Annotated in this window: 21 protein-coding genes and 1 pseudogene; 12 read left to right on the top strand and 10 right to left on the bottom strand. The window is 70.3% G+C overall.

The window, feature by feature from the left end:
* Window positions 1-162 precede the first annotated feature (162 nt).
* Window positions 163-1473, top strand: coding sequence for a YeeE/YedE family protein (locus tag D456_RS0107845; RefSeq protein WP_026115668.1), 1311 nt, complete (start codon window positions 163-165; stop codon window positions 1471-1473).
* A gap of 99 nt (window positions 1474-1572) precedes the next feature.
* Here the strand turns inward: D456_RS0107845 and D456_RS25540 are convergent, their stop codons facing one another.
* Both D456_RS25540 and D456_RS28020 read right to left on the bottom strand, forming a co-directional pair.
* The gene (locus D456_RS25540) at window positions 1573-1812 is read right to left on the bottom strand and encodes a hypothetical protein (RefSeq protein WP_394297277.1); all 240 of its coding nucleotides are present in this window, start codon (window positions 1810-1812) and stop codon (window positions 1573-1575) included.
* A pseudogene (locus D456_RS28020) lies at window positions 1812-1856 on the bottom strand (hypothetical protein); the annotation flags it as partial. The pseudogene D456_RS28020 and the gene D456_RS25540, both read right to left, overlap by 1 nt.
* A 56-nt stretch (window positions 1857-1912) precedes the next feature.
* Here D456_RS28020 and D456_RS0107835 point away from each other — a divergent pair.
* The 6 genes from D456_RS0107835 (at window position 1913) to D456_RS0107810 (ending at window position 6768) form a co-directional block, all read left to right on the top strand.
* Window positions 1913-2212 (top strand): hypothetical protein, encoded by a 300-nt coding sequence (locus D456_RS0107835; protein WP_017575617.1) that lies wholly within the window; start codon window positions 1913-1915, stop codon window positions 2210-2212.
* A gap of 195 nt (window positions 2213-2407) precedes the next feature.
* Complete coding sequence (locus D456_RS0107830) at window positions 2408-3097, top strand: phosphotransferase (protein ID WP_017575616.1); 690 nt, start codon at window positions 2408-2410, stop codon at window positions 3095-3097.
* Between the two features lie 57 nt (window positions 3098-3154).
* Window positions 3155-3637: a YbaK/EbsC family protein gene (locus tag D456_RS0107825; RefSeq protein WP_017575615.1), complete on the top strand. Its 483-nt coding sequence runs from the start codon at window positions 3155-3157 to the stop codon at window positions 3635-3637.
* Between the two features lie 83 nt (window positions 3638-3720).
* Complete coding sequence (locus D456_RS0107820; RefSeq protein WP_017575614.1) at window positions 3721-4566, top strand: alpha/beta fold hydrolase; 846 nt, start codon at window positions 3721-3723, stop codon at window positions 4564-4566.
* Window positions 4567-4738: 172 nt separating this feature from the next.
* On the top strand, window positions 4739-6370 hold the full coding sequence (locus D456_RS0107815; RefSeq protein ID WP_017575613.1) for a glycoside hydrolase family 10 protein: 1632 nt from the start codon (window positions 4739-4741) through the stop codon (window positions 6368-6370).
* A gap of 110 nt (window positions 6371-6480) precedes the next feature.
* A complete protein-coding gene (locus D456_RS0107810; protein WP_017575612.1) occupies window positions 6481-6768 on the top strand; it encodes a hypothetical protein in 288 nt (95 codons plus the stop codon).
* 21 nt (window positions 6769-6789) lie between these two features.
* Here the strand turns inward: D456_RS0107810 and D456_RS0107805 are convergent, their stop codons facing one another.
* Together D456_RS0107805 and D456_RS0107800 are read right to left on the bottom strand one after the other, a co-directional pair.
* Window positions 6790-7191 (bottom strand): VOC family protein, encoded by a 402-nt coding sequence (locus D456_RS0107805; protein ID WP_017575611.1) that lies wholly within the window; start codon window positions 7189-7191, stop codon window positions 6790-6792.
* Between the two features lie 136 nt (window positions 7192-7327).
* Window positions 7328-7849, bottom strand: a complete 522-nt coding sequence (locus D456_RS0107800) for a GNAT family N-acetyltransferase (protein WP_017575610.1) — start codon at window positions 7847-7849, stop codon at window positions 7328-7330.
* 218 nt (window positions 7850-8067) lie between these two features.
* Here D456_RS0107800 and D456_RS0107795 point away from each other — a divergent pair, with 218 nt between their 5' ends.
* Both D456_RS0107795 and D456_RS0107790 read left to right on the top strand, forming a co-directional pair.
* Window positions 8068-10308: an FdhF/YdeP family oxidoreductase gene (locus D456_RS0107795; RefSeq protein WP_373295698.1), complete on the top strand. Its 2241-nt coding sequence runs from the start codon at window positions 8068-8070 to the stop codon at window positions 10306-10308.
* Between the two features lie 78 nt (window positions 10309-10386).
* Window positions 10387-11022 (top strand): histidine phosphatase family protein, encoded by a 636-nt coding sequence (locus D456_RS0107790; protein WP_017575608.1) that lies wholly within the window; start codon window positions 10387-10389, stop codon window positions 11020-11022.
* Window positions 11023-11041: 19 nt separating this feature from the next.
* Here D456_RS0107790 and aroQ read toward each other — a convergent pair whose 3' ends face one another.
* Window positions 11042-11527 carry a type II 3-dehydroquinate dehydratase gene (gene aroQ / locus D456_RS0107785; protein WP_017575607.1) on the bottom strand — a complete coding sequence of 162 codons (486 nt, stop codon included), beginning with the start codon at window positions 11525-11527 and terminating at the stop codon, window positions 11042-11044.
* Entirely contained in the window at window positions 11524-11679 is a 156-nt protein-coding gene (locus D456_RS0107780) for a hypothetical protein (RefSeq protein ID WP_160166720.1), read from the bottom strand. The genes aroQ and D456_RS0107780 overlap by 4 nt, the downstream gene beginning before the upstream one ends.
* 37 nt (window positions 11680-11716) lie before the next feature.
* Here D456_RS0107780 and D456_RS0107775 point away from each other — a divergent pair, with 37 nt between their 5' ends.
* On the top strand, window positions 11717-13513 hold the full coding sequence (locus tag D456_RS0107775) for an acyl-CoA dehydrogenase (protein ID WP_017575605.1): 1797 nt from the start codon (window positions 11717-11719) through the stop codon (window positions 13511-13513).
* A gap of 45 nt (window positions 13514-13558) precedes the next feature.
* Here the strand turns inward: D456_RS0107775 and D456_RS0107770 are convergent, their stop codons facing one another.
* From D456_RS0107770 to rpmG, 4 genes are all read right to left on the bottom strand, one after another.
* On the bottom strand, window positions 13559-14086 hold the full coding sequence (locus D456_RS0107770; RefSeq protein WP_373295695.1) for a glutathione peroxidase: 528 nt from the start codon (window positions 14084-14086) through the stop codon (window positions 13559-13561).
* A 98-nt stretch (window positions 14087-14184) separates the two neighbouring features.
* Entirely contained in the window at window positions 14185-16569 is a 2385-nt protein-coding gene (locus D456_RS0107765) for a lysylphosphatidylglycerol synthase transmembrane domain-containing protein (RefSeq protein ID WP_026115666.1), read from the bottom strand.
* Window positions 16570-16734: 165 nt separating this feature from the next.
* Window positions 16735-16983, bottom strand: coding sequence for a type B 50S ribosomal protein L31 (locus D456_RS0107760; RefSeq protein WP_017575602.1), 249 nt, complete (start codon window positions 16981-16983; stop codon window positions 16735-16737).
* 4 nt (window positions 16984-16987) lie between these two features.
* On the bottom strand, window positions 16988-17152 hold the full coding sequence (gene rpmG / locus D456_RS0107755) for a 50S ribosomal protein L33 (protein ID WP_017575601.1): 165 nt from the start codon (window positions 17150-17152) through the stop codon (window positions 16988-16990).
* A 920-nt stretch (window positions 17153-18072) separates the two neighbouring features.
* Here rpmG and D456_RS0107750 point away from each other — a divergent pair.
* Window positions 18073-18744 (top strand): AAA family ATPase, encoded by a 672-nt coding sequence (locus tag D456_RS0107750; RefSeq protein ID WP_026115665.1) that lies wholly within the window; start codon window positions 18073-18075, stop codon window positions 18742-18744.
* Window positions 18745-19211: 467 nt separating this feature from the next.
* Window positions 19212-20006 (top strand): SAM-dependent methyltransferase, encoded by a 795-nt coding sequence (locus D456_RS0107745; protein WP_026115664.1) that lies wholly within the window; start codon window positions 19212-19214, stop codon window positions 20004-20006.
* Window positions 20007-20580 lie beyond the last annotated feature (574 nt).

The raw sequence follows: 20580 nt of genomic DNA, 5'->3' as shown, positions 1-20580 counted from the left end.
GATGACGGCCTCTGTCGCCGCCGGTGCCGCCCCGCCGCGCGCTGACGGACCCGACCCCTCTCCTTCGGGCCCGCGCGCCCCTGCCTTCCGGCGCGGCACCGGCTGACCCCGGATCCCGGACCCTCGGGCGCGCCTGCGCCCCGCCACCTTCGTTTGGACACCATGTCTGCTCAACCCACTTTGTCCCCTGAACCCACCGGTTCAGTGGACAACAACCGGGTCTCTCCGTCCCTGGCCCTGAAATGGCGCCCGGCCCTGTCCGCTCCCCCGCCACAGGCCGCCGAGGCCGAACCGGTCCGCTGGTGGCCCCTGGGCATCGCCCTGCTGGGCGCCCTGGGCCTGTCGGCCTTCGTGTGGTCGGAGCACGGAACCCTGCCCGCCGTCCTTCTGCTGCTGGGCACCGGCCTGGGCTTCACCCTGTTCCACTCCCGGTTCGGTTTCACCTCGGCCTGGCGCCAGTTCATCGCGGTGGGCAACGGCAAGGGCCTGCGCGCGCACGCGGTCCTGCTCGGCGCCACCGCGACCCTGTTCGCCCTGGTCATCGGCACGGGAACCGGACTGTTCGGCAACGAGCCCTCCGCATCGGCCGGCCCGATCGGCATCGCCCTGTTCGCCGGCGCCTTCCTGTTCGGTATCGGCATGCAGCTCGGCGGCGCCTGCGCCTCGGGCACCCTGTTCACCGTCGGCTCGGGCCAGTCGGCCATCGTCATCACCCTGATCGGGTTCATCACCGGTTCGGTGATCTACAGCGCCGCCTGGCCGCTGGTCAACGACCTGCCCGAGGTCCCGGCCGTACTGCTCTCCGACCACGTGGGCTGGTTCGGCTCCTGGGGCATCACCATCGCCGTGCTGGTCGCGATCGTGCTCATCACCCGCATGGTGCAGAACCGCCGCGTTCCGCCGCCCACCGGCGCCCCGCCCTCGGCCCGGGGCCTGGCGCGTGTGCTGCGCGGGAGCTGGCCGATGATCGCCGGGGCCGTGGCACTGGCAGGGCTGGGGGCGGCCGTCCTGGCGGTCTCGGGCAGCGCGTGGGGCATCACGTCGGGGTTCAACCTGTGGGGCGCCAAGTTCCTGCAGCTCCTCGGTTTCCACCCGGAGACGTGGGCGTTCTGGTCCCAGCCGGCTCAGGCCGAGCAGCTGGCCGGCCCGATCCTGCAGGACCGCATCAGCCTCACCAACATCGGCATCATCCTGGGCGCCGCCGTGGCCGCGGGCGCGGCCGGCACCTGGAAGGTGCACACCGGCCTGAGCTGGAACCTGGTCGCGGCCGGTCTGGTCGGCGGTGTCCTGATGGGTATCGGCGCACGTCTGGCGGGGGGCTGCAACATCGGCGCCTACCTGGCCGGGATCGGTTCGGGCAGCCTGCACGGATGGCTGTGGGCGTTCTTCGCCCTGGCCGGGACATGGGCCGGCCTGCGGGCTCGGTCGCTGTTCGGTCTGGGGGTCCCCAAGCCCGGCGACAGCGCCTGCTGATCGGCCCCGCACGGGCTGATCCCCTCCACGCCAGGGGGCGGGCCCCGGCACACCGCCGGGAGCCGCCCCCTGATGCGTGTCAGGGACGGGAAGTACCGTTCACCAGGTCCGGCCGGCCAGGCGGGCCAGATGCCCGGGCAGGGCCACCTCGACCTGACGCTCGGGATCGGGGCGGGGCTCGCCCATGGTCAGCGTCAGGGGCAGTTCTCCCGCCCATACGGGCAGACGGGCGTCCTCGGGTTCGTCGTCGGGGCCTCCCGTGCGCACCTTGACGGAGGCTTCCTCCAGGGACAGGGCCGGGCCAGTTCCTTGCGGGAGGGCGGGCGCACCTGCTCCCAACGCCCCGGGGTGAAGTGTTCGACGAAGGCGCGCAGTGCGCGCATGTGTTCGTCGTGGTCCTCGACCGATCACGGGTGAGCTGGATCGCCACCTGCGTCGGATGCGGCTCGAGTACGCGCGGCGCCTGCGGCTGCTCAAGCAGCGCCTGAGCCCGTGGCTGCAGGGGGACACAGCTGGGTTGCACGTGTTCCTACCACTGCCGGCCGCAGCGGTGCGCCCCGTCGTCGCGGGTGCGGCCGAGCGGGGTGTGTTGGTCGTGGACACAGCACACTGCAGTTTCGGAACGGAATCGGTGCACGGCCTGGTACTGGGGTATGGCTCAGCTGACACCGCCGCACTGGAGTGGGCATGCGATGTACTGGAGAAACTCCTGAGGGATATGACAGGTAACGTCACGTGAAGCGCAGTTCGTTCTGGTTTACAACAGAGACTGCATCCGAATGAGGGCGTCACCGAACCGCGACCACATCGATGCGCTCGGCCCGGACGATGGAGACAGCATGACCAATGGGGGTGTTGTGGTGCAGGGGCGTCGGCCGACGCATGACCTTTACGACGTAGATATTTCGAGCTTCGAAGTGGGAGGGCCGCTCTGATGTATGCCACGTCGTCCCGGGTCCGCTTCGACCACGAGTTCACACTGCGCCCCATGCACGGCAATGCGGGTTTCGAACGCGCGTTGCTGCGCCACTTCCACGAGCAGGGGTGGGAGGGCGCGCCACGCCTGTACGGCCGCGACCACGAGAACCGCATCATCCACGGCGTGCTGCGCGGAACCGCTGTCCACGACGGCCGCCACCTGCCGGACGAGTACCTGGAGGAGGCCGCGGCCCTGGTCCGTGAGTTCCACGACCTGACTGCGGGCACCCGGTTGGCCGGGAGCTGGGAGGTGGTCTGCCACAACCAGCTCGCCCCGCGCCACACCATCAGCCAGAAAGGCATCCCGTACGCCTTCGTCGACTGGGAGGCGGCCGCCCCGGGGGTACGCCTGCACGACGTGGCCGATCTGTGTTGGCGGTTCGTGGACCTGGGCCCGGGGTCCGATGACCCGTTCCGGCGCGTGCGGCTGATCTGCGACGCCTACGGGCTGCAGGAACGCCGGTCCCTGATCGAGACCATCATGGCCCGGCAGGACCGCTACCGGAACATCGTGGAGTCCGGCGCGCACCGGGGAGACCCGCGTATGCTCGCCCAGTACCGGGACGGCGAGACCGAGCAGGTGGCCCACAGCCTCATGTGGGTCCGCGAACACCGGAGGGACCTGGCGGCCGAACTGACCTCGTGAGCCTTCCGTGCCCCGGCGGACGTAGCCTGTCGGCCACGAACCGACCCGGGAGGAACCGTGGAGGAGATCCAGAACCTGCCAGAGAGCAGTATCCGTGTGGCCCGGGCGCTGGCCGGGATCGGCGTCCGGGGACACGTGCGCGAGCTGCCCGCCTCCACCCGCACCGCCGCAGACGCGGCCGAGGCCCTGGGATGCGACGTGGGAGCGATCGCCAACAGCCTGGTGTTCATGGCCGACGAACGCCCCCTGCTGGTCATGACCAGCGGGAGCCACCGAGTGGACACGCAGGCACTGGCCCAACGCCTGGGCAAGGAGCTCGTCCGCCGTGCGAAGCCGGAGGAGGTCCGCGCCTCCACCGGCCAGGCGATCGGCGGCGTGGCGCCCCTGGGGCACCCGGAACCGGTGGAGACGGTCGTGGACACCGCGTTGGAGGATCATCCGTGCCTGTGGGCCGCCGGCGGCACGCCCCGGACGGTCTTTCCCACCGATTTCGCCGAGTTGGTGAAAATGACCGGCGGCATCCCCTCAGCGGTCGACTGAGCCCGGCGCAGCCTTCTGCCCCGGGGCCGGGAGCAGGCGCCCCGACAGGTGTCCTTCCGTCCCGCACGTGCCAGGCTGGTCCCATGGACCCGCAGCACATTTCCGTGCCCGTCGGCGGGGGCATGCATCTGCACTGTGCCCTGAGCGGCCCGCCCGGTGCACCACCGCTCCTGGTGGTGCACGGCGGCCCCGACTGGGACCATTCCTACCTCCTGGACCCGCTCACACGACTCGGGCCCCGGCGCCTGGTCCTGCCCGATCTGCGCGGGTGCGGGCGCTCCTCCCCCGGCCCGTGCAGCTTCGCCGCGGCCGCCCGCGACCTGGCCCGGCTCATCGCACACCTGGGCCTGCAGAGCCCCGATCTGCTGGGGTTCTCGGTCGGCGGCCAGGTGGTACAACGCCTGGTCCTGGACCATCCCGGCCCGTTCGGTCGGGTGATCATGGCCTCCAGCACCCTGTGGCCGGTCACCGATGCCGACTTCGGCCCCTGGCCGGAACGGGAACGCCGGCGCGCGGCCGAGAGCCGGGTATGGGCAGCGCCCGGACCCGCCACTCCGGCGCTGGTCGAGCGGGCCGCCCGGGCCGGGGCACCCGCCAACGTGTGGCGTCAGGACCGGATCGCCCATTACAGGCGGGTGCTGGACCGTGTGCACTGGTCCGCGCACTGGCTGCGGACCCTGCGCGCCGGAGCGCTGGACTCACCACGCCCGGCGGAGGGGCCACGGCGCCTGGCCGAGGCGGATGCCGCGTGGCTCTTCCTGCACGGGCGCCAGGACATGGTCTTTCCCGCGCGCGTGGCCGAGCGCGCCGCGGCGCTCCTGCCGCGGTCACGGACGGTTCTGTTGGACGGTGCAGGCCACATGGCCCATGTGGACCGGCCCGAAGCCTGGACCACCTCAATCGAGACATTTCTGGCGCACCAGTCATGAGAACCCTGGGAATCATCCGCCACACGCGTCCCGACCTTGCGTAGAACTCTTGCCAACACGGCCAAGATCATGAAGGTTCTCTCCTGAGCCCACCGGGGCATACCTGGCGTGTTTGGTTTGTCACCTACGGTCATGCCCCGGCCCCGTTCGCTGGAGCTTTCACAAAGGAGCCATGTTGGCGCACAGGAACCGGAACCGCCCACGCCGGGCGCACACCGCTTCGATCCCCCGCACCGCGCTCATGAGCGGTGCCCTGGCCACCGCACTCACCATCCCGTTCCTGCACGCACCACAAGCCCTGGCCACACCCGAGGAACCGGGCCCCCAGGAGTGCGGACCCGTGGAGGACGCCCCGCCCAAACGCCAGATGCGCGCGGAGTGGATCGCCGGTGTGGAGAACATCGACTGGCCCAGCGAACAGGGCCTGAGCGCGCAGGAGCAACAGGCCGAACTGGTCGAGCTCTACGACGGGGCCGTGGACAAGGGCCTCAACTCGGTCATCGTCCAGGTGCGCCCCACCGCCGACGCCTTCTGGCCCTCCCCGCACGAACCGTGGTCGGAATGGCTCACCGGCGAGCAAGGTGGCGACCCCGGCTACGACCCGCTGGAGTTCGCCGTCGAGGAGGCCCACGAGCGCAACCTGGAGTTCCACGCCTGGTACAACCCCTACCGCGTGGCCATGCACGACGACCCCTCGCGCCTGGTCGATGACCATCCCGCCCGGCAGAACCCCGAGTGGACCTTCTCCTACGGAGGCCAGCTCTACTACGACCCGGGGGTGCCCGAGGCACGCGACTTCGTGATCGAGGCGATGATGCACTCGGTCGAGAACTACGACCTGGACGGGGTGCACTTCGACGACTACTTCTACCCGTATCCGGTCGAGGGCGAGGAGATCCCCGACGAGGAGACCTTCGCCGAGCACGGGGAGGGCTTCGACGACATCGCCGACTGGCGGCGCGACAACGTCGACACCATGGTCCGCGAGGTCAGTGAGGCCGTGAACGCCACCAAACCGCACGTGAAGTTCGGCATCAGCCCCTTCGGGATCTGGCGCAACTCCGACACCGACCCGGCCGGTTCGGACACCGGCGGCATGCAGTCCTACGACGAGCAGTACGCCGACAGCCGCAAGTGGGTCACCGAGGGCTGGCTCGACTACATCAACCCGCAGATCTACTGGCACATCGGCCTGGACGTGGCCGACTACTCGGTGCTGGTGCCCTGGTGGGAAGAGGTCGCCGCGACCACCGGCACCCACCTCTACATCGGCCAGGCCGCCTACAAGGTCGGGCAGTCGGCGGGTCCCTGGACCGACGACCCCGGTGAACTCTCCGCACACCTGGACTTCAACCGGGACCGCCCGGGCGTGCACGGCGACGTCTACTTCAGCGCGACCTCGCTGCGCTCCAACGCGCAGGAGGCCTTCGACATCGTCCAGCGCGAGCACTACGCGCACCCGGCGCTGGTACCGGTCGATCCGGACCTGGGCGGCCAGGCCCCGGACGCGCCGTACGTGACCGGCTCCGCACCGGGCAAGGGCGACCCGGAGCTGGAACTGGCCCCGGCCAAGGGCTCGGACCCGGCCTACTACGCGGTGTACGCGATCGAAGGAACGCCGGAGGGGAAGCCGGTCTGCGGCATCGAGGACGCACGCAACCTGTTGGGGACCGTGCGTGCCGGCCAGGACGGCACGGCGACGTTCACGGCGCCGGACATCGAGGGCGGGCACACCTTCTACGCCACCGCACTGGACCGCCTGCACCACGAGAGCGACGCGAGCGGGCCGCGCTACATGCCCTGATCCGTTCCCGGGCCGGGACGCGCCGCGTTCCGGCCCGGCCGCGGGCCCGCCTTCCGGGGCCGGGCCCGCACTCCTGATTGAGCCCCCGCTCGAACGGTTACGAATCGGGCATGAGCCATCAAGAACCACACAGCCCCGAGGACCCCATCAACGCCGAGGCACAGGACTGGGACGAGGCGGGTGTCCCCGAGCAGGAGGACACCACCGAGGACGAGGCCCTGCCCGGTGACCGGGAGGACCCCACGTTCCTGGAGGAGGAGTACGAAAGCTCGACCGAGGAACGCGACCCCTTGGACGAGGCCTTCACCGGGGAGGAGCCGGAGGCACGCGAGGCGAAGGCCCTGCACCAGGAGGAGCAGCTCCGGCAGGAGGACGAGGGAGGGCGCCCCGGCGAGTGAGGGGTGTCCTCGGCGCCTGCCTCAGAACTCGCGGGACCCCAGCACGCAGAACTCGTTGCCCTCGGGGTCGGCCAGGACCGTCCAGGGCACCTCACCGCTCTGGCCCACGTCGGCCCTGCGCGCACCCATCCGTTCCAGGCGTGCGATCTCGGCGTCCCGGTCGTCCTCGACGTGGGCGGCCAGGTCCAGGTGCAGGCGGTTCTTGACCTGCTTGTCCTCGGGCACGGGCACGAAGACCAGCCCGGGGTTGCCGCGGTCCCACTCCTGCAGGGTCATGGGTGTGCCCTCCAGCCACGGCGGGATGACGACCGCCTCCTCCTCGGTGTCGAAGATCAGCCGCCAGCCCAGGACCTGGGCCCACCAGCGCGCCTGGGCATGGTGGTCACGGCAGTCGATCACGGTGGTGTACCAGCGCAGTGCCATGGGGGGCTCCTCCGGTGACGCCCGTGCGGGCGGATCGGTGTTCGGGCCCGTACCACGTTAGGGCCGGGCACCGACAATTCTCCGGGGGCCGCACCGGGGCCCCGCGGTTCCGGGGGAAAAACACCCCGGGCCGGGGTCAGCCGCGCGGGTTCAACGCCTGGAAGAGCACGTGGTCCTGCCAGCGGCCGTCGATGCGCAGGTACTCCGGGGCCAGTCCGTAGGGCCGGAACCCGTTGCGCCGCAGCACCCGTTGGGAAGCGGCGTTGTGCGGGACCGTCTCGGCCTGCAGGCGGTGCAGGCCCAGGGGGCCGAAGGCCATCCGCTTGACCTCGCCGACGGCTGCGGTGGCCAGGCCCCTGCCGTTGTGCGCGGCCGCGATCCAGTACCCGAGGGTGCCCGACTGCAGGGCGCCGCGCACGATGCCGTTGAGGTTGATGCGTCCGACGATGCGGTCGGCCTCGTCGGTGACGACCAAGGGGACCTCGTGGCCGTCGATGTAGCCGGTCAGCTGCTGGTCCAGGAGCCGGTACTGGCCCTGGGCGGTGAAGTACTCCTCGGGTCGCGACGGCTCCCAGGGAGCGAGGAACGCGCGGTTCTCGGCCAGGCGGGCGGCGATCTCCGCGGCGTCCTCCAGTCTGGCCAGTCGTGTGTGTGCCATGGGTTCCCCTTGTGCCGTCGACGACTCCGGGCAGGTTAGCGTCTGCTGCGGGTCGGGCTCGCAAGCGGTGGGCCGTGTTCGTCCACAGGTACGAAGCCGCCCTTCCAGCGGTAAAGAGCAGGTGGGAGGATACAGGTGTGACACTTCAACACCCTGAACAGCCAGATCCCGCTCAGGACTCCCCCGAGACCGGATCCCCCAAGACCTTCGCCGCCGGCATGCCCGCGGTACTGAAGAGCGTGCGCCAGGTCGCCGAGAACGCCGGCGTGATGCGCGGGTTGCCCGCCATGCTCAAGGTCAACCAGAAGAAGGGCTTCGACTGCCCCGGCTGCGCCTGGCCCGAGGCCGACGAACGCCACACGGCCGAGTTCTGCGAGAACGGCGCCAAGGCCGTGGCGGAGGAGGCCACCAACCGTGGACTGACGGGCGAGTTCTTCGCCCGCCATTCCGTCGCCGACCTCTCCGAACGGTCCGGGTACTGGCTCGGCCGGCAGGGCCGCCTGACCGAGCCGCTGTACCTGGCCGAGGGCGCCACCCACTACGAGCCGGTGGGCTGGGACCGCGCCCTGGACCTGATCGCCGAGGAGCTGCGCGGGGTCGACCACCCCGACCGGGCGGTCTTCTACACCTCGGGCCGCACCAGCAACGAGGCGGCCTTCGTCTACCAGTTGTTCGCGCGGGACCTGGGCACCAACAACCTGCCCGACTGCTCCAACATGTGCCACGAGTCCTCCGGTTCGGCACTGTCGGAGACCATCGGTGTGGGCAAGGGCAGCGTGTCCCTGGAGGACCTGCAGCACGCCGACCTCATCATCGTCGCGGGCCAGAACCCGGGCACCAACCACCCGCGGATGCTCAGCTCCCTCAAGCGCGCCAAACGTGCGGGAACGCGCATCGTGACGGTCAACCCGCTCCCGGAGGCCGGCAGCGCCAACTTCCGCGACCCGCAGACCCCGGCCGGGCTCCTGGGGCGCGGCACCGACCTGACCGACCTGTTCGCGCAGATCCGCCTGGGCGGTGACCTGGCCCTGTTCTCGGCGGTCAACCGGCTACTGCTGGAGGCCGACGCCCGCGGCGAACAGGTGCTGGACCGTGCGTTCGTGGAGGAGTTCACGCACGGGTTCGACGACTACGCCGAGGAGCTCCTGGCCGAACCGGACGAGGAGTTCTGGCCCCGGGTGGAGCGCGACACGGGCCTGGAGCGCGAGCTGATCGAGCGCATCACCACGATGGTCACCGAGGCCGAGAACGTCGTGGTGTGCTGGGCGATGGGTCTGACCCAGCACAAGCACTCCGTGCCCACGATCCGCGAGGTCGTCAACTTCCTGCTGCTGCGCGGCAACGTGGGGCGCCCGGGCGCGGGGGTGTGCCCGGTGCGCGGCCACTCCAACGTGCAGGGCGACCGTACGATGGGTATCTGGGAGAAACCGCCGGAGGACTTCCTGGACGCCCTGGGCGAGGAGTTCGGTTTCGAGCCGCCGCGCGAGCACGGCCACGACACGGTCGAGGCGATCCGGGCCATGGGGCGCGGTGAGGTCGACGTGTTCTTCGCGATGGGCGGCAACTTCGTCTCGGCCTCCCCCGACACGCTCGTGACCGAGGACGCCATGCGGCAGGTGGGCCTCACCGTGCACGTGTCCACCAAGCTGAACCGTTCGCACGTGGTCACCGGTACCCGGGCGCTGATCCTGCCGGCACTGGCACGCAGCGACCGCGACATGCACGGGGGCCAGGAGCGGTGGGTGACCGTGGAGGACTCCATGGGCAAGGTGCACGCCTCCCACGGGGTCCTCGATCCGCTTGCGCAGAGCATGCGTTCGGAGGTCGACATCGTGCGCGAGCTGGCCCGCCGGACCCTGGGCGAGCGTTCGTCGGTGGACTGGGACTCCCTGGCCGACTACGACGTGGTGCGCGATCACGTGGCTGCGGTGGTGCCGGGCTTCGACGACTTCAATACCCGGGTACGCCGTTCGGGCGGGTTCACGTTGCCGCACGCTCCGCGTGACGACCGCCGGTTCCCGACGGCGACGGGGCTGGCCAACTTCACCCGCAACGGCAGTTATGCGCCGCAGATCCCCGAGGGGCGGCTCTTGCTGCAGACCCTGCGTTCGCACGACCAGTACAACACCACGATCTACGGGCTGGACGACCGCTACCGGGGTGTGGCCGGCGGGCGCCGTGTGGTGCTGGTCAACCCGCAGGACGCACAGGAGTTGGGTCTGGTCGAGGGCTCGCACGTGGACCTGGTCAGCGAGTGGGAGGACGGCCGCGAGCGCCGGGCTCCGTACTTCAAGGTCGCGCTGTACCCGACCGCGCGCGGGTGCGCGGCCGCCTACTACCCCGAGACCAACGTGCTGGTTCCGTTGGACTCCACGGCCGACATCAGCAACACCCCCACGTCCAAGTCGGTGGTGGTGCGTTTCGAGACCGGCACCGCGGCACCGGCCCAGGGGATCTGACCCCGGGGCGTGGTGCCGCTCCGCGTCCGGGGGCGCCCCGCCCGCCCTGTCCGGAGGGCGCCCCCGTAGCCTGAGGCGATGCCGACCATCTATCTGATCCGCCACGGCAAGGCCTCCCCCGAGGCGGACGACTACGACGAGCTCAGCGCGACCGGGTACGAGCAGGCGCGCCTGCTCGGCGCGGAGTTGCGGCGCCGGGACCTGTCGGTGGGGCCGGTGGTGTCGGGTTCGCTGCGGCGACAGCGGCAGACCGCGCACGCGGCGTTGGCCGAGGCCGGGGTCGAGGGGCCGACCGAGGTGGATCGGCGTTGGGACGAGTACGACCATCTGCGGTTGTTGTCCCTGGACCCGCACAGGAGCGGGTCCTTGCAGGAGCGGTTGGACGCCTCGCTCACCACGTGGACGGGTTCGGGTGAGACCGGTCCGGGAAGTTGGAACCACTTCCGGGACGGTGTACGGGCAGCTCTGACCGACCTGGTGTCCCGGTCGGAGCGGGGCCGTACCGCGCTGGTGTTCACCTCCGCGGGGGTGATATCGACCGTGTGTTCGGTGTTGTTGTCGACCTCCACGCCGGGGTTCCTGGCGATGAACCGGATCGTGGTCAACGGTTCGGTCACCAAGCTGCTGCACGGGCGCGGCGGCACCCAGCTGGTCGGGTTCAACGACCACGCGCACCTGGAGCACGGCGGCACGGACCTGATGACCTACCGCTGATCCCGGCCGGGCGCGCGCCTCACTTCGCCGGGCTGTCGGCGGAGGCCGGGCTCCACGGGTAACGCTGCAGCGCGGCGCGCAGGCCCAGTTCGTAGCCCAGGACGCCGCAGCCGGCGATGTAACCGGCGGCCACGGGTGCGGTCACGGAGGTGTGGCGGAAACTCTCGCGGGCGTAGACGTTGGAGATGTGGACCTCGACGACGGGCGCTTCGACGGCGTCGACGGCGTCCCGCAGGGCGATGCTGTAGTGGGCGTAGGCTCCGGGGTTCATCACGACGCCGGCCCAGTCGCGGGCGCCGTGGACCAGATCGACGAGGTCGCCCTCGCCGTTGCGTTGGGCGCAGACGACCTCCACACCGAGCTCCTCGCCCAGGGCGACCACCCGTGCCTCGACCTCGGCCAGGGTGGTGGTGCCGTACTGGGCGGGGTCGCGGGTGCCCAGGAGGTTGAGGTTGGGCCCGTTGAGCAGCAGGACCTTGCGGACGGGCTCTGGGGTGTGGCTCATGAGGTGCGCCTCGGGTGGTCGGTGGCGGGTGTGGCGGCGGCCCCGGCGGGCTCGCCGGTGCTCGTGCGCCGGGTGGTTCCGGCGCCCCCGAGCATACGGGCCCGCCGCGCACAGGACTCCGGGGTGACCCGCACCACGAGGTCGGATAACATACCGACCAGTCGGTCCACGATGGTATGGAGGAACTCCGTGGCGTCCACCCTGTTGTCCGCACGTGACCTGCGTTTCCTGCTCTACGAATGGCTCGGTGCCGAGGAGCTGACCGAACGCCCCCACTACGCCGAGCACTCCCGCGAGACCTTCGACGGCGCGTTGGAGCTGGCCGAACGCGTGGCCACCGACCACTTCGCCCCGCACAACAAGACCAACGACACCGACGAGCCCCGCTTCGACGGCGAACAGGTGCACGTCAACCCCGAGGTCGGCGAGGCCCTGAAGGTCTACGCCGAGACCGGCCTGAGTTCCCTGGGCATGCCCGAGTCGGTGGGCGGGGCGCAGGTACCGCACGTGGTCTCCAGCGCCTGCAACGCCTGGTTCCAGGCCGCGAACCTGGGCACCTCGGCCTACCCCTTCCTCACCAGCGGCAACGCACGGCTCCTGTTGGAGCACGGGACCCAGGAGCAGATCGACACGTTCGTCCGCCCGATGGTCGAGGGCCGCTGGACCGGGACGATGTGCCTGTCCGAACCCCAGGCCGGAAGCTCCCTGGCCGACATCACCACACGCGCCGAACCGGCCGAGGACGGCGCCTTCCGGCTCTTCGGCAACAAGATGTGGATCTCGGCCGGCGACCACGAACTGAGCGAGAACATCGTCCACCTGGTCCTGGCCAAGCTCCCCGGCGGCCCGCCCGGGGTCAAGGGCATCTCACTGTTCGTCGTACCCAAGTACCTGCCCGGGCCGGACGGTGCACCGGACGAACGCAACGACGTGGTCCCCGCCGGACTCAACCACAAGATGGGCTACCGGGGCACCGTCAACGCACTACTCAACTTCGGGGAGGGCCGCCACACCCCCCAGGGCCGGCCCGGGGCGATCGGACACCTGGTCGGTGAGGCCCACCAGGGCCTGAAATACATGTTCCACATGATGAACGGCGCCCGGATCGGTGTCGGCGCAGGAGCGACCGCGGTCGGCTACACCGGGTACCTGAAATCGCTCGCCTACGCCCGCGAGCGTGTGCAGGGCCGCCCAGCGGCCGCCAAGGGCCCCGGCGCACCGCAGGTGCCCATCATCGAGCACACGGACGTACGCCGGATGCTGCTGGCCCAGAAGAGCTACGTCGAAGGGGCCATGGCGCTGGTGCTCTACAGCGCACGCCTGGTCGACGACACCCTCAGCCACGAGGACGCCCGGGAACGCGAGCGCGCGGAGCTGCTGTTGGACGTCCTGACCCCGATCGTCAAGAGCTGGCCCTCGCAGTGGTGTGTGGTCGCCAACGACCTGGCCATCCAGGTGCACGGCGGGTACGGCTACACCCGCGAGTACGACGTGGAACAGCACTACCGCGACAACCGGCTCAACGCGATCCACGAGGGCACACACGGCATCCAGGGGCTGGACCTGTTGGGCCGCAAAGCGGTGCAGGACGGCGGGAAACGCCTGTCGTTGCTGGTGGAACAGGCACGCGGATGTGTGCGGCGGGCCCGGGCCCTGGGCGGGCAGGAGGCCGAACACGCGGAACTGCTGGAGTCGGCGTTGGAACGTACCGCGCACACAGCTGCGGCGGCCTGGTCGGGGGGCCGGCCGGAAGTAGCGCTGGCCAACGCCACGCCCTACCTGGAAGCAGTGGGCCATGTGGTGCTGGCGTGGATGTGGCTGGAGCAGTCGGTGGCCGCGAGTGGACACGAAGGGGCCTTCTACGACGGCAAGCGCGCGGCGGCCCGGTACTTCTTCCGGCACGAGCTGCCCCGCACCGGCCCGCAGTTCGATCTGGTGGCCGCACGCGAGACGACCGTGCTGGACACCCCGGCCGACCTGCTGTGACCCCTCCCCCGGCGGCCGCTCCCCGGGGGCGGCCGCCGTTGCGGCTCAACCGGCCGGTCCGGGCAGGGCCTTCTCCAGGGGCTCGACGATCTCGGGTGCGTCCGGGCGGGTGGTGGAACGGAACCGGTGCACGGTGCCCTCGGGCAGCACGAGGAACTTCTCGAAGTTCCACCTGAGGTTGCCGGCCCTGCCCTTGGCGTCGGCCGTCCGCGAGAGTTCGGCGAACAGGGGATGTCGGCCGCGCCCGTTGACCTTGGTCCTGCTCGCCATCGGGAAGGTCACGCCCCAGGTGGCCGAGCAGTACTCGGCGATCCTGTCGTCGCCGCCGAACTCCTGCAGGAACTGGTTGCTGGGAAAACCCACGACTGTGAAGCCGCGCTCGGCACAGCGCCGCTGGAGCGCCTCGAGCTGTTCGTACTGGGGGGTGAATCCGCACCGAGAGGCGACGTTGACCACGAGGCGGACCTTTCCGGCCCACTCCCCGAAGGTGGTCTCGCGCCCGTCGATGAGGGTCACGGGGATCCGGTCCAGTGCCGGCACGGTCTCCTCCTGGATGGTCGCTCGGGTGGCCACCGTACCGGCCGCCGCCCCGGACCGTGCCCCCGGGACGGCAGACCGTGCCCGGCCCGGGACGCGCCGCACCACGAGTACCCGTCCCTCCCCGGCCCGGGTCAGATGGCTTCCCTGCGCTGCAGGTAGGAGAAGGCGGCCCAACCGGGCAGGACGGGCAACCAGAAGGTGAGCAACCGGAACAGCAGCACCGCGGGCAGGGCGACCGCGGCCGGGATCCCGGCGACAGCGGTCAGACCGCCGATGAGCGCGGCCTCCACGGCCCCGAGCCCGCCGGGGGTGGGTGCGGCGGACCCGACGGCGTTGCCGGCGAGGAAGACCACGGCGACGGCGACCAGACTGACCTCCTCACCGGGGTGCGTGAAGGCCAGCACGGAGAAGTGCAGACACAGCACGAACCCGATGGTCAGCAGCAGGGTTCCCCCCAGTCCCAGGATCAGACCGCCCGGGCTCTGGAGTGTGTCCAGCAGCCGCGGCAGGACCCCGCTGAGATAGGGCCGTACCCGCTCGCCCACGGCCCGGCGCATACGCGGCTGCAGCAGGACCGCGCCGATGGCGACGGTGGCGGCCAGGCACACGAGCACGACGGTGGGCGAAGGGGTGAAACCGGTCCAGTAGGAGGTCCCGGTCAGGTAGGCGCACACCAGCAGCAGCGGCACGTGCACCAGGAACCCGACCACCTGGCTCAGGCCGACCGCGGACAGGGCCAGAGATGTGGACGCCCCGGCCTTGACCACGAAACGTGAGTTGATCGCGATCGACCCGAGCCCGGCCGGCGCGGCGATGCGAACGAAGGAACCGGCGTACTGCACCAGGACCGTGCGCCACCACGGCAGACGCAACGGCACGAACCCGATGAGGACCATGGCGGCGGCGACCATGCACACGGTGGCCATGACCAGGGCCGCCACCGACCAGGACAGGTCAGCGCCGACGATCGTGGCGAAGTCGACACCGGTGAGCTGGTTGAGCAGTACGAACCCGACGACGGTGACCACGACCACGCTGACGACGGTGCGCGGACGCATCCGCTCGAGGCGGGCCGGGGCGGCGGGCGCCTCGGGGGCCAGGGTGACGATGTGTTCACGCATCCGGGCCAGCAGACCGCGGTCGGCCCGCAGACGCGCGCGCTGGGCGTAGGGCAGGCCGGCGGGCTGGAGGAAGGGCAGCAGGGCAGCGGTGCCGTTGACACCGAGGGCACGTACGGCCGAGTCGACGGCGCGGCGTTCACCGATACGCAGGGCCAGCAGGGTGACCAGCGCGGCCGAGTCGAGGGAGAGACGGAGCTGGGGTGCGGCCACGGTACCGCGGTCCACACCGGTCAGGACGAGGCCGCCGTCACCGGTGAGACCGAGGGTGTCCCCGCTCAGATCTCCGTGGGCGAGGCGGTGGCGGCGCAGGTTGCCGAGCATGTGCCAGCAGCGGTCGGCGAGCTGGTCGGTGATCTCTTCAGGGGTGAGTGTGTCGAAGGAGCGCTCCGCCACGACCTCGCGCACGAGCAGGACGGTTCCCGGGGAGAGCTCGCCCACGGCCAGGACCCTGGGGGTGTGTGCCCCGGTACTGCGCATGCTCTGGCCCATGAGAGCGGCGTGCTCGGCGCGGCGGCGGACCCCGTAGAGCATGCGCGGGGCGACGGGCCCGCGCAGGAAGAGCAGGTCGCGCAGGCGCCGCCAGAAACCGGAGGTGTTCTCGGAGCTGAGGACGGACAGTTCCACGACGGACCCGTCGGTCAGGTCGGCGAGAAACCGGGGGTTGCCGTCGTGGTCGTGTCCGGCGGGGCTGATGAGGTCGGCGGGCATACCGAAACGGGCGAGCTCCTCGTGGGAACTCCGGACGAGGTCGGTGGGTGCTGCCCTGGTACCGACCGCGTACAGGGCAAGGGCCCCGCAGGCCAGACCGACCAGGACGGTGACCAGCAGGGCGAGGAAGCTGGTGACCCCGGCCAGGACGGCGCTGACGGTGGCGGTGGCGGTGGCGCCCCAGAGCCAGGCGCGCACGCGCGGCAGCCCGTGCGGCAGGGTACGGGCCACGGCGATGGCAGCGGCGACGTAGCCGAGGCTGGCGCTGGTGAAGACCTCGCCGGGTGTCCCGGACAGGGTGGGCCCGCCGGAGCCGACGAGGGCGGCCAGGGCGGCGTTGACCAGGGAGGCGAGCCCGTAGGCAGCGACCCCGGCGGCCGAGGAACGGGCCAGGTCGCGCAGGCGGCGCAGGAAGAGGGCGCGCAGGGCGCTGACGCAGAAGAGGAGGAGGATGAAGAGGTTGGCGCCCAGCGCGACCAGGAAGAGCAGACTGGAGGGGATCAGGGCGCGCAGGCCCTCGGTGTCGGCGGCCTGTCCGGGGCCGGTGGCCACGCGCACGGCGATGAGGACGGCAGCCAGCAGCAGGAGTCCGGCGACGCCGACGAAGAGGTCGACGGGTCTGCGTGGTACACCTGCGACGGGCGAGGGGCCCGCGTTCCTGGGGTCGGTCTCGGTTGGGGTTGTCACGTCTCCCAGAGTGCCCGACCAGCGGGGATCCGGGCTCACAGGATGAGGGTGTTTCGTACGACCCGGCCGGGGGAGCTGGGACCGCCGCCGGATCGGTTCCGGCGGCGATGCTCGTGCTCCGGGTCGGCCCGGTGGGCGCTACGGCCGCACACCCAGAGCGGATGGTCAGCGTTTGCGCTGGTAACGGCGGTTGAAGCGCTCCACGCGCCCGGCGGTGTCGACCACACGTGCCGCACCCGTGTAGAAGGGGTGGCTCGCGCTGGAGATCTCGACGTCGATGACCGGGTAGGTCTTCCCGTCACTCCATTCCACGGTGTGGTCGCTGGTTGCGGTGGACCGGGTGAGGACGGCGAAGTCGCCGGCCTTGTCGCGGAAGACGACGGGCCGGTACTCGGGATGGATCCCGGATCTCATGGGCTCAGCGCTCCTCTCGATACTCGACATGGTGTCGTACGACGGGGTCGAACTTCTTCAGGCGCAGGCGGTCCGGTGTGTTGCGCCGGCTCTTGCGCGTGACGTAGGTGTGTCCGGTTCCGGCGGTGGACTTGAGCTTGGTGATGGGGCGGGTCTCGTTGCGTGCCATGCTTCCTCCTGTTTCCGGTGTCCGACCACAAGAATGATATGACAACCGTTTTCATTCCCGACTTCGGCGATGAACACCGACCGGAACCAGGCGATTGCGAAACGTTCCCATCGCACCACCGGCCGAGCCGGGACGGGCCGGGGCAACACCCCCGGCGGCAAGCTTGTCGGGCGCATCGAAGGCAGCAGGAACGATGACGGCAGTGCGGCTGTCCGAGCGAGGCCGGACTGACCGCCCCCACGGGCGTGGGGTCTGCGAGGCCGCCAACGCCTTGCAGGCCTTGCGGGGCGCTCCACCCCCACGGGCGTGGGGTCTGCACGGTCGTGTGGGAAGCGATGATCCCCGCCTCCGCTCCACCCCCACGGGCGTGGGGTCTGCACTTCGCGACCTGCTGAAGCTCAGAGCGTTACTGCTCTGCAATCCGCACCCGGGGCGCACAGAAAAAACCTGCAACGAGCACATCACACACTGAAGTGACCAGTTCTGGGCTGGCCCTTGTCCTCACGACTCGCAACCGCCCAACCATCCGGTCGGCTCCGAGTGCCTTGCCGATCCCCCAGGCATTCTCTGAGGGATCAGCCGCCCTGAGACCGGTTTCAGCCCCGAGCAGAGCCCGACGCAGCAACTGTCCTGTCATGGTGAAGGCCTCCACTGGTGCCTGTTCCAGACACCCCAGTTGGTCCCACTGCTTGACCGGCCTCCTTCACCACCCCGACGCTCAGCCTCGGGGCCTCGATCGCGCACCTCTGCTTCAGCTCGTACGGATGCGGGCGGTACTGTTCGTGCCGAGTGCGATGGAGGCTCTGTATGCCCTGCGTTTTTCGGATTCGCCGATGCCCGGTAGCGTCATGGCGTCGATGACGCGGGCTGCAGAGCCGCGCCCCGCCGGCGCGAGGGCCGGCTTTGGGGAGCTACCGAAGATGTTCCGAGAGCCGGCGCGGCATGTGCCCACGGTGAATGAGGCGACAGTGCGCGGCATGGTCTACCCCCGGCGGTCCCTGGTCCTGGTCACCGGGGTGCCCGGGGCCGGGAAGAGCACCCTGTTGCGGCGGCTGTTCGGGATCCGCGGGAACGAGGAGCGGACCGTGCTCACCGCGGACGGTGTGCGGGTGATCGATTCGCTGCAGTCGCGGCACCAGCTGGGACCGTTGCTCGGCCGGGTTCCCTACCCACTGTGGCGCTGGGTGGTGCACGTACTGCACCTGGCCCGGATGGCCGCGGCGCTGCGCGGCGGCCCGGTGGTGGCGCACGAGTGCGGGACCCGGGGCCCGGTACGCGTGCTGCTGGCCCTGCTCTGCCGGCTCCGCCGGTACGAGATGCACGTGTTGATGATCGACGCCACCCCGCAGGAGGCCCGGAAGGGGCAGAACGCGCGAGGGCGGAGGGTGACCGAGCGCAGCCACAAGACGCATTCGCGGCGCTGGCGACGGCTGCGTGCGGCCGCCCGGCGCGGGCCGGCGGCGTTCGCGCCGGGCGCGCGCAGTCTGCTCGCGTTCGATCGGCACCGGGTGCGGGAGCTGGCCTGGATCTGTTTCGTTCCGGGTGTGATGGAGGCTCTCAGTCCTGGGAAGGGTGAGGAGCGCGCCGGCTGAAAGGTGCCCCATGAACTGGGCGAACGCGCCATCTGCATGGCGCTGGGAGCCCGTCGGGATCCGAGCATGCGCGGGGCGGTCGTCCTCATCACTGGCTGTGAGGATGTGTAGTTGCTTTTCCGGCGAGTCCGATCTGCCCACTGACCGGTACCGACAGGTGACCCTTCGCAGGAGATGTTTCTGCTGGCGCTCTCACCAGTGAAAACACAGCATCGGCCCAGTCCTGCACCGGAACCGGTGCCGTGCCCCTGATGGCGTTCGGCAAGGGCGCCGGTCGCGTGTTCTGCTTCCTCCTTCTCCTGTCGGAGTCGTGTTCCGTGACCACGGCCGCCGCGCTGCCGGAGATCATCTCCTGCGTCCGCGACATCTCCGGTGTCTGCGGGAAACGACCGTTCCCCGCAGACCTGTCCTGCAAAAGGGACTCCTGTGGAGGCGGTCCCGTCTTCGCGGGGGTTACCCTCGCCGGTATGACCTATCCCTCTCAGCCCCCGATCGACACCTCCGTCCCCCACTCCGCACGGGTATGGAACTACTGGCTCGGCGGCAAGGACAACTATCCCGTGGACCGCGAGGCGGGGGAGCAGTTCTTGGCGACCTTCCCCGGGATCGCCCAGGAGGCCAGGGCCGCACGGGCCTTCCTGATGCGCGCGGTGCGCTACCTGACCGAGGAGGCCGGGGTCCGCCAGTTCCTCGACATCGGTACCGGCCTGCCGACGGCCGACAACACCCACGAGGTGGCGCAGACCATGCGTCCGGACGCGCGGATCGTCTACGTGGACAACGATCCCTTGGTGCTCACCCATGCCCGCGCTCTGCTCACCAGTACCGAAGAGGGTTACACCGACTATCTCCACGCGGGGCTGGAGGAGCCGGAGGAGATCCTGGCCGCTGCCCGGGAGCGTCTGGACTTCGACGAGCCGGTCGGGCTGATCATCATCGGTGTCCTCGCCCACGTCGCCGACTACGGGCGGGCCAAGGACATCGTGCGAACCCTGCTGGAGGCGCTCCCTTCGGACAGCCACCTGGTCCTCAGCGACGGAACGCACAGCCACCAGGCCAATGTCGAGGCGCAGGAGGATTACAACGAGAGCGGTGCGGTGGCCTACAACCTGCGCAGTAAGGAGGAGATCGCAGGGTTCTTCGAGGGGGTGGAACTGGTCGATCCGGGCCTGACCACGGTCACCCGTTGGCGGTGCGAGGACACCGAGTTCGGTACTCCGCCCGAGGTGGACGGTTACGGCGGGGTCGGGCGCAAGGCCTAGTAGTACTTCGTTAGCTTGTGTCAGGGTCGGGGGCTCTGGTCCCGGAGTGGGGAGGTGCGTTGGGGGTGGATGGACCGGTGCAGGTGGGCCGGGGCCGATGGTCGATGGACCGGTGACGGGTGGGTGGTGTTCGTCGGAGCGTCGAGCGTAGCCCGGCCGGGGCTTCCCGCAACCCGCTTCGGCCCCCCGCCACGCCTCTTTCATTGCGGTGAATGTGGCGGGTGTGTGATGGGTTCTCGCGGCGCCTCGGGGTGTGCGGTCCACCCCTTGACGCCGGGCCGGCCCGCTCTCGCCGCCGAACACCCCACGGCCGCAGACCAACCATCCGCCCGAAGAAATGGGGGGCCAACCGCCAACCCCCTCGGGCGCGGCATTGCGGTCAACGCTTGCGGCGTGGGCGCGGCCGTTCGCTCCTGCGGAAGCAACGGCCCCGCGCACTCCCGGCGGAGCACTGCAGCCGGGGCCCACAGGCGTGTGCACCCCTGCCTCGGAGAATCTCCCACGCCGGTGGAGCTGGAACACACCGGGGGAGCTGGAGCGGCCCCGTGCGGACCCCGGAGACCGAAAACCACCG

Source organism: Nocardiopsis kunsanensis DSM 44524, from assembly GCF_000340965.1.
Lineage (GTDB): Bacteria > Actinomycetota > Actinomycetes > Streptosporangiales > Streptosporangiaceae > Nocardiopsis > Nocardiopsis kunsanensis.
The sequence above is the reverse complement of the archived record's forward strand: the minus strand, read 5'-3'. Positions and strand labels throughout refer to the sequence as shown.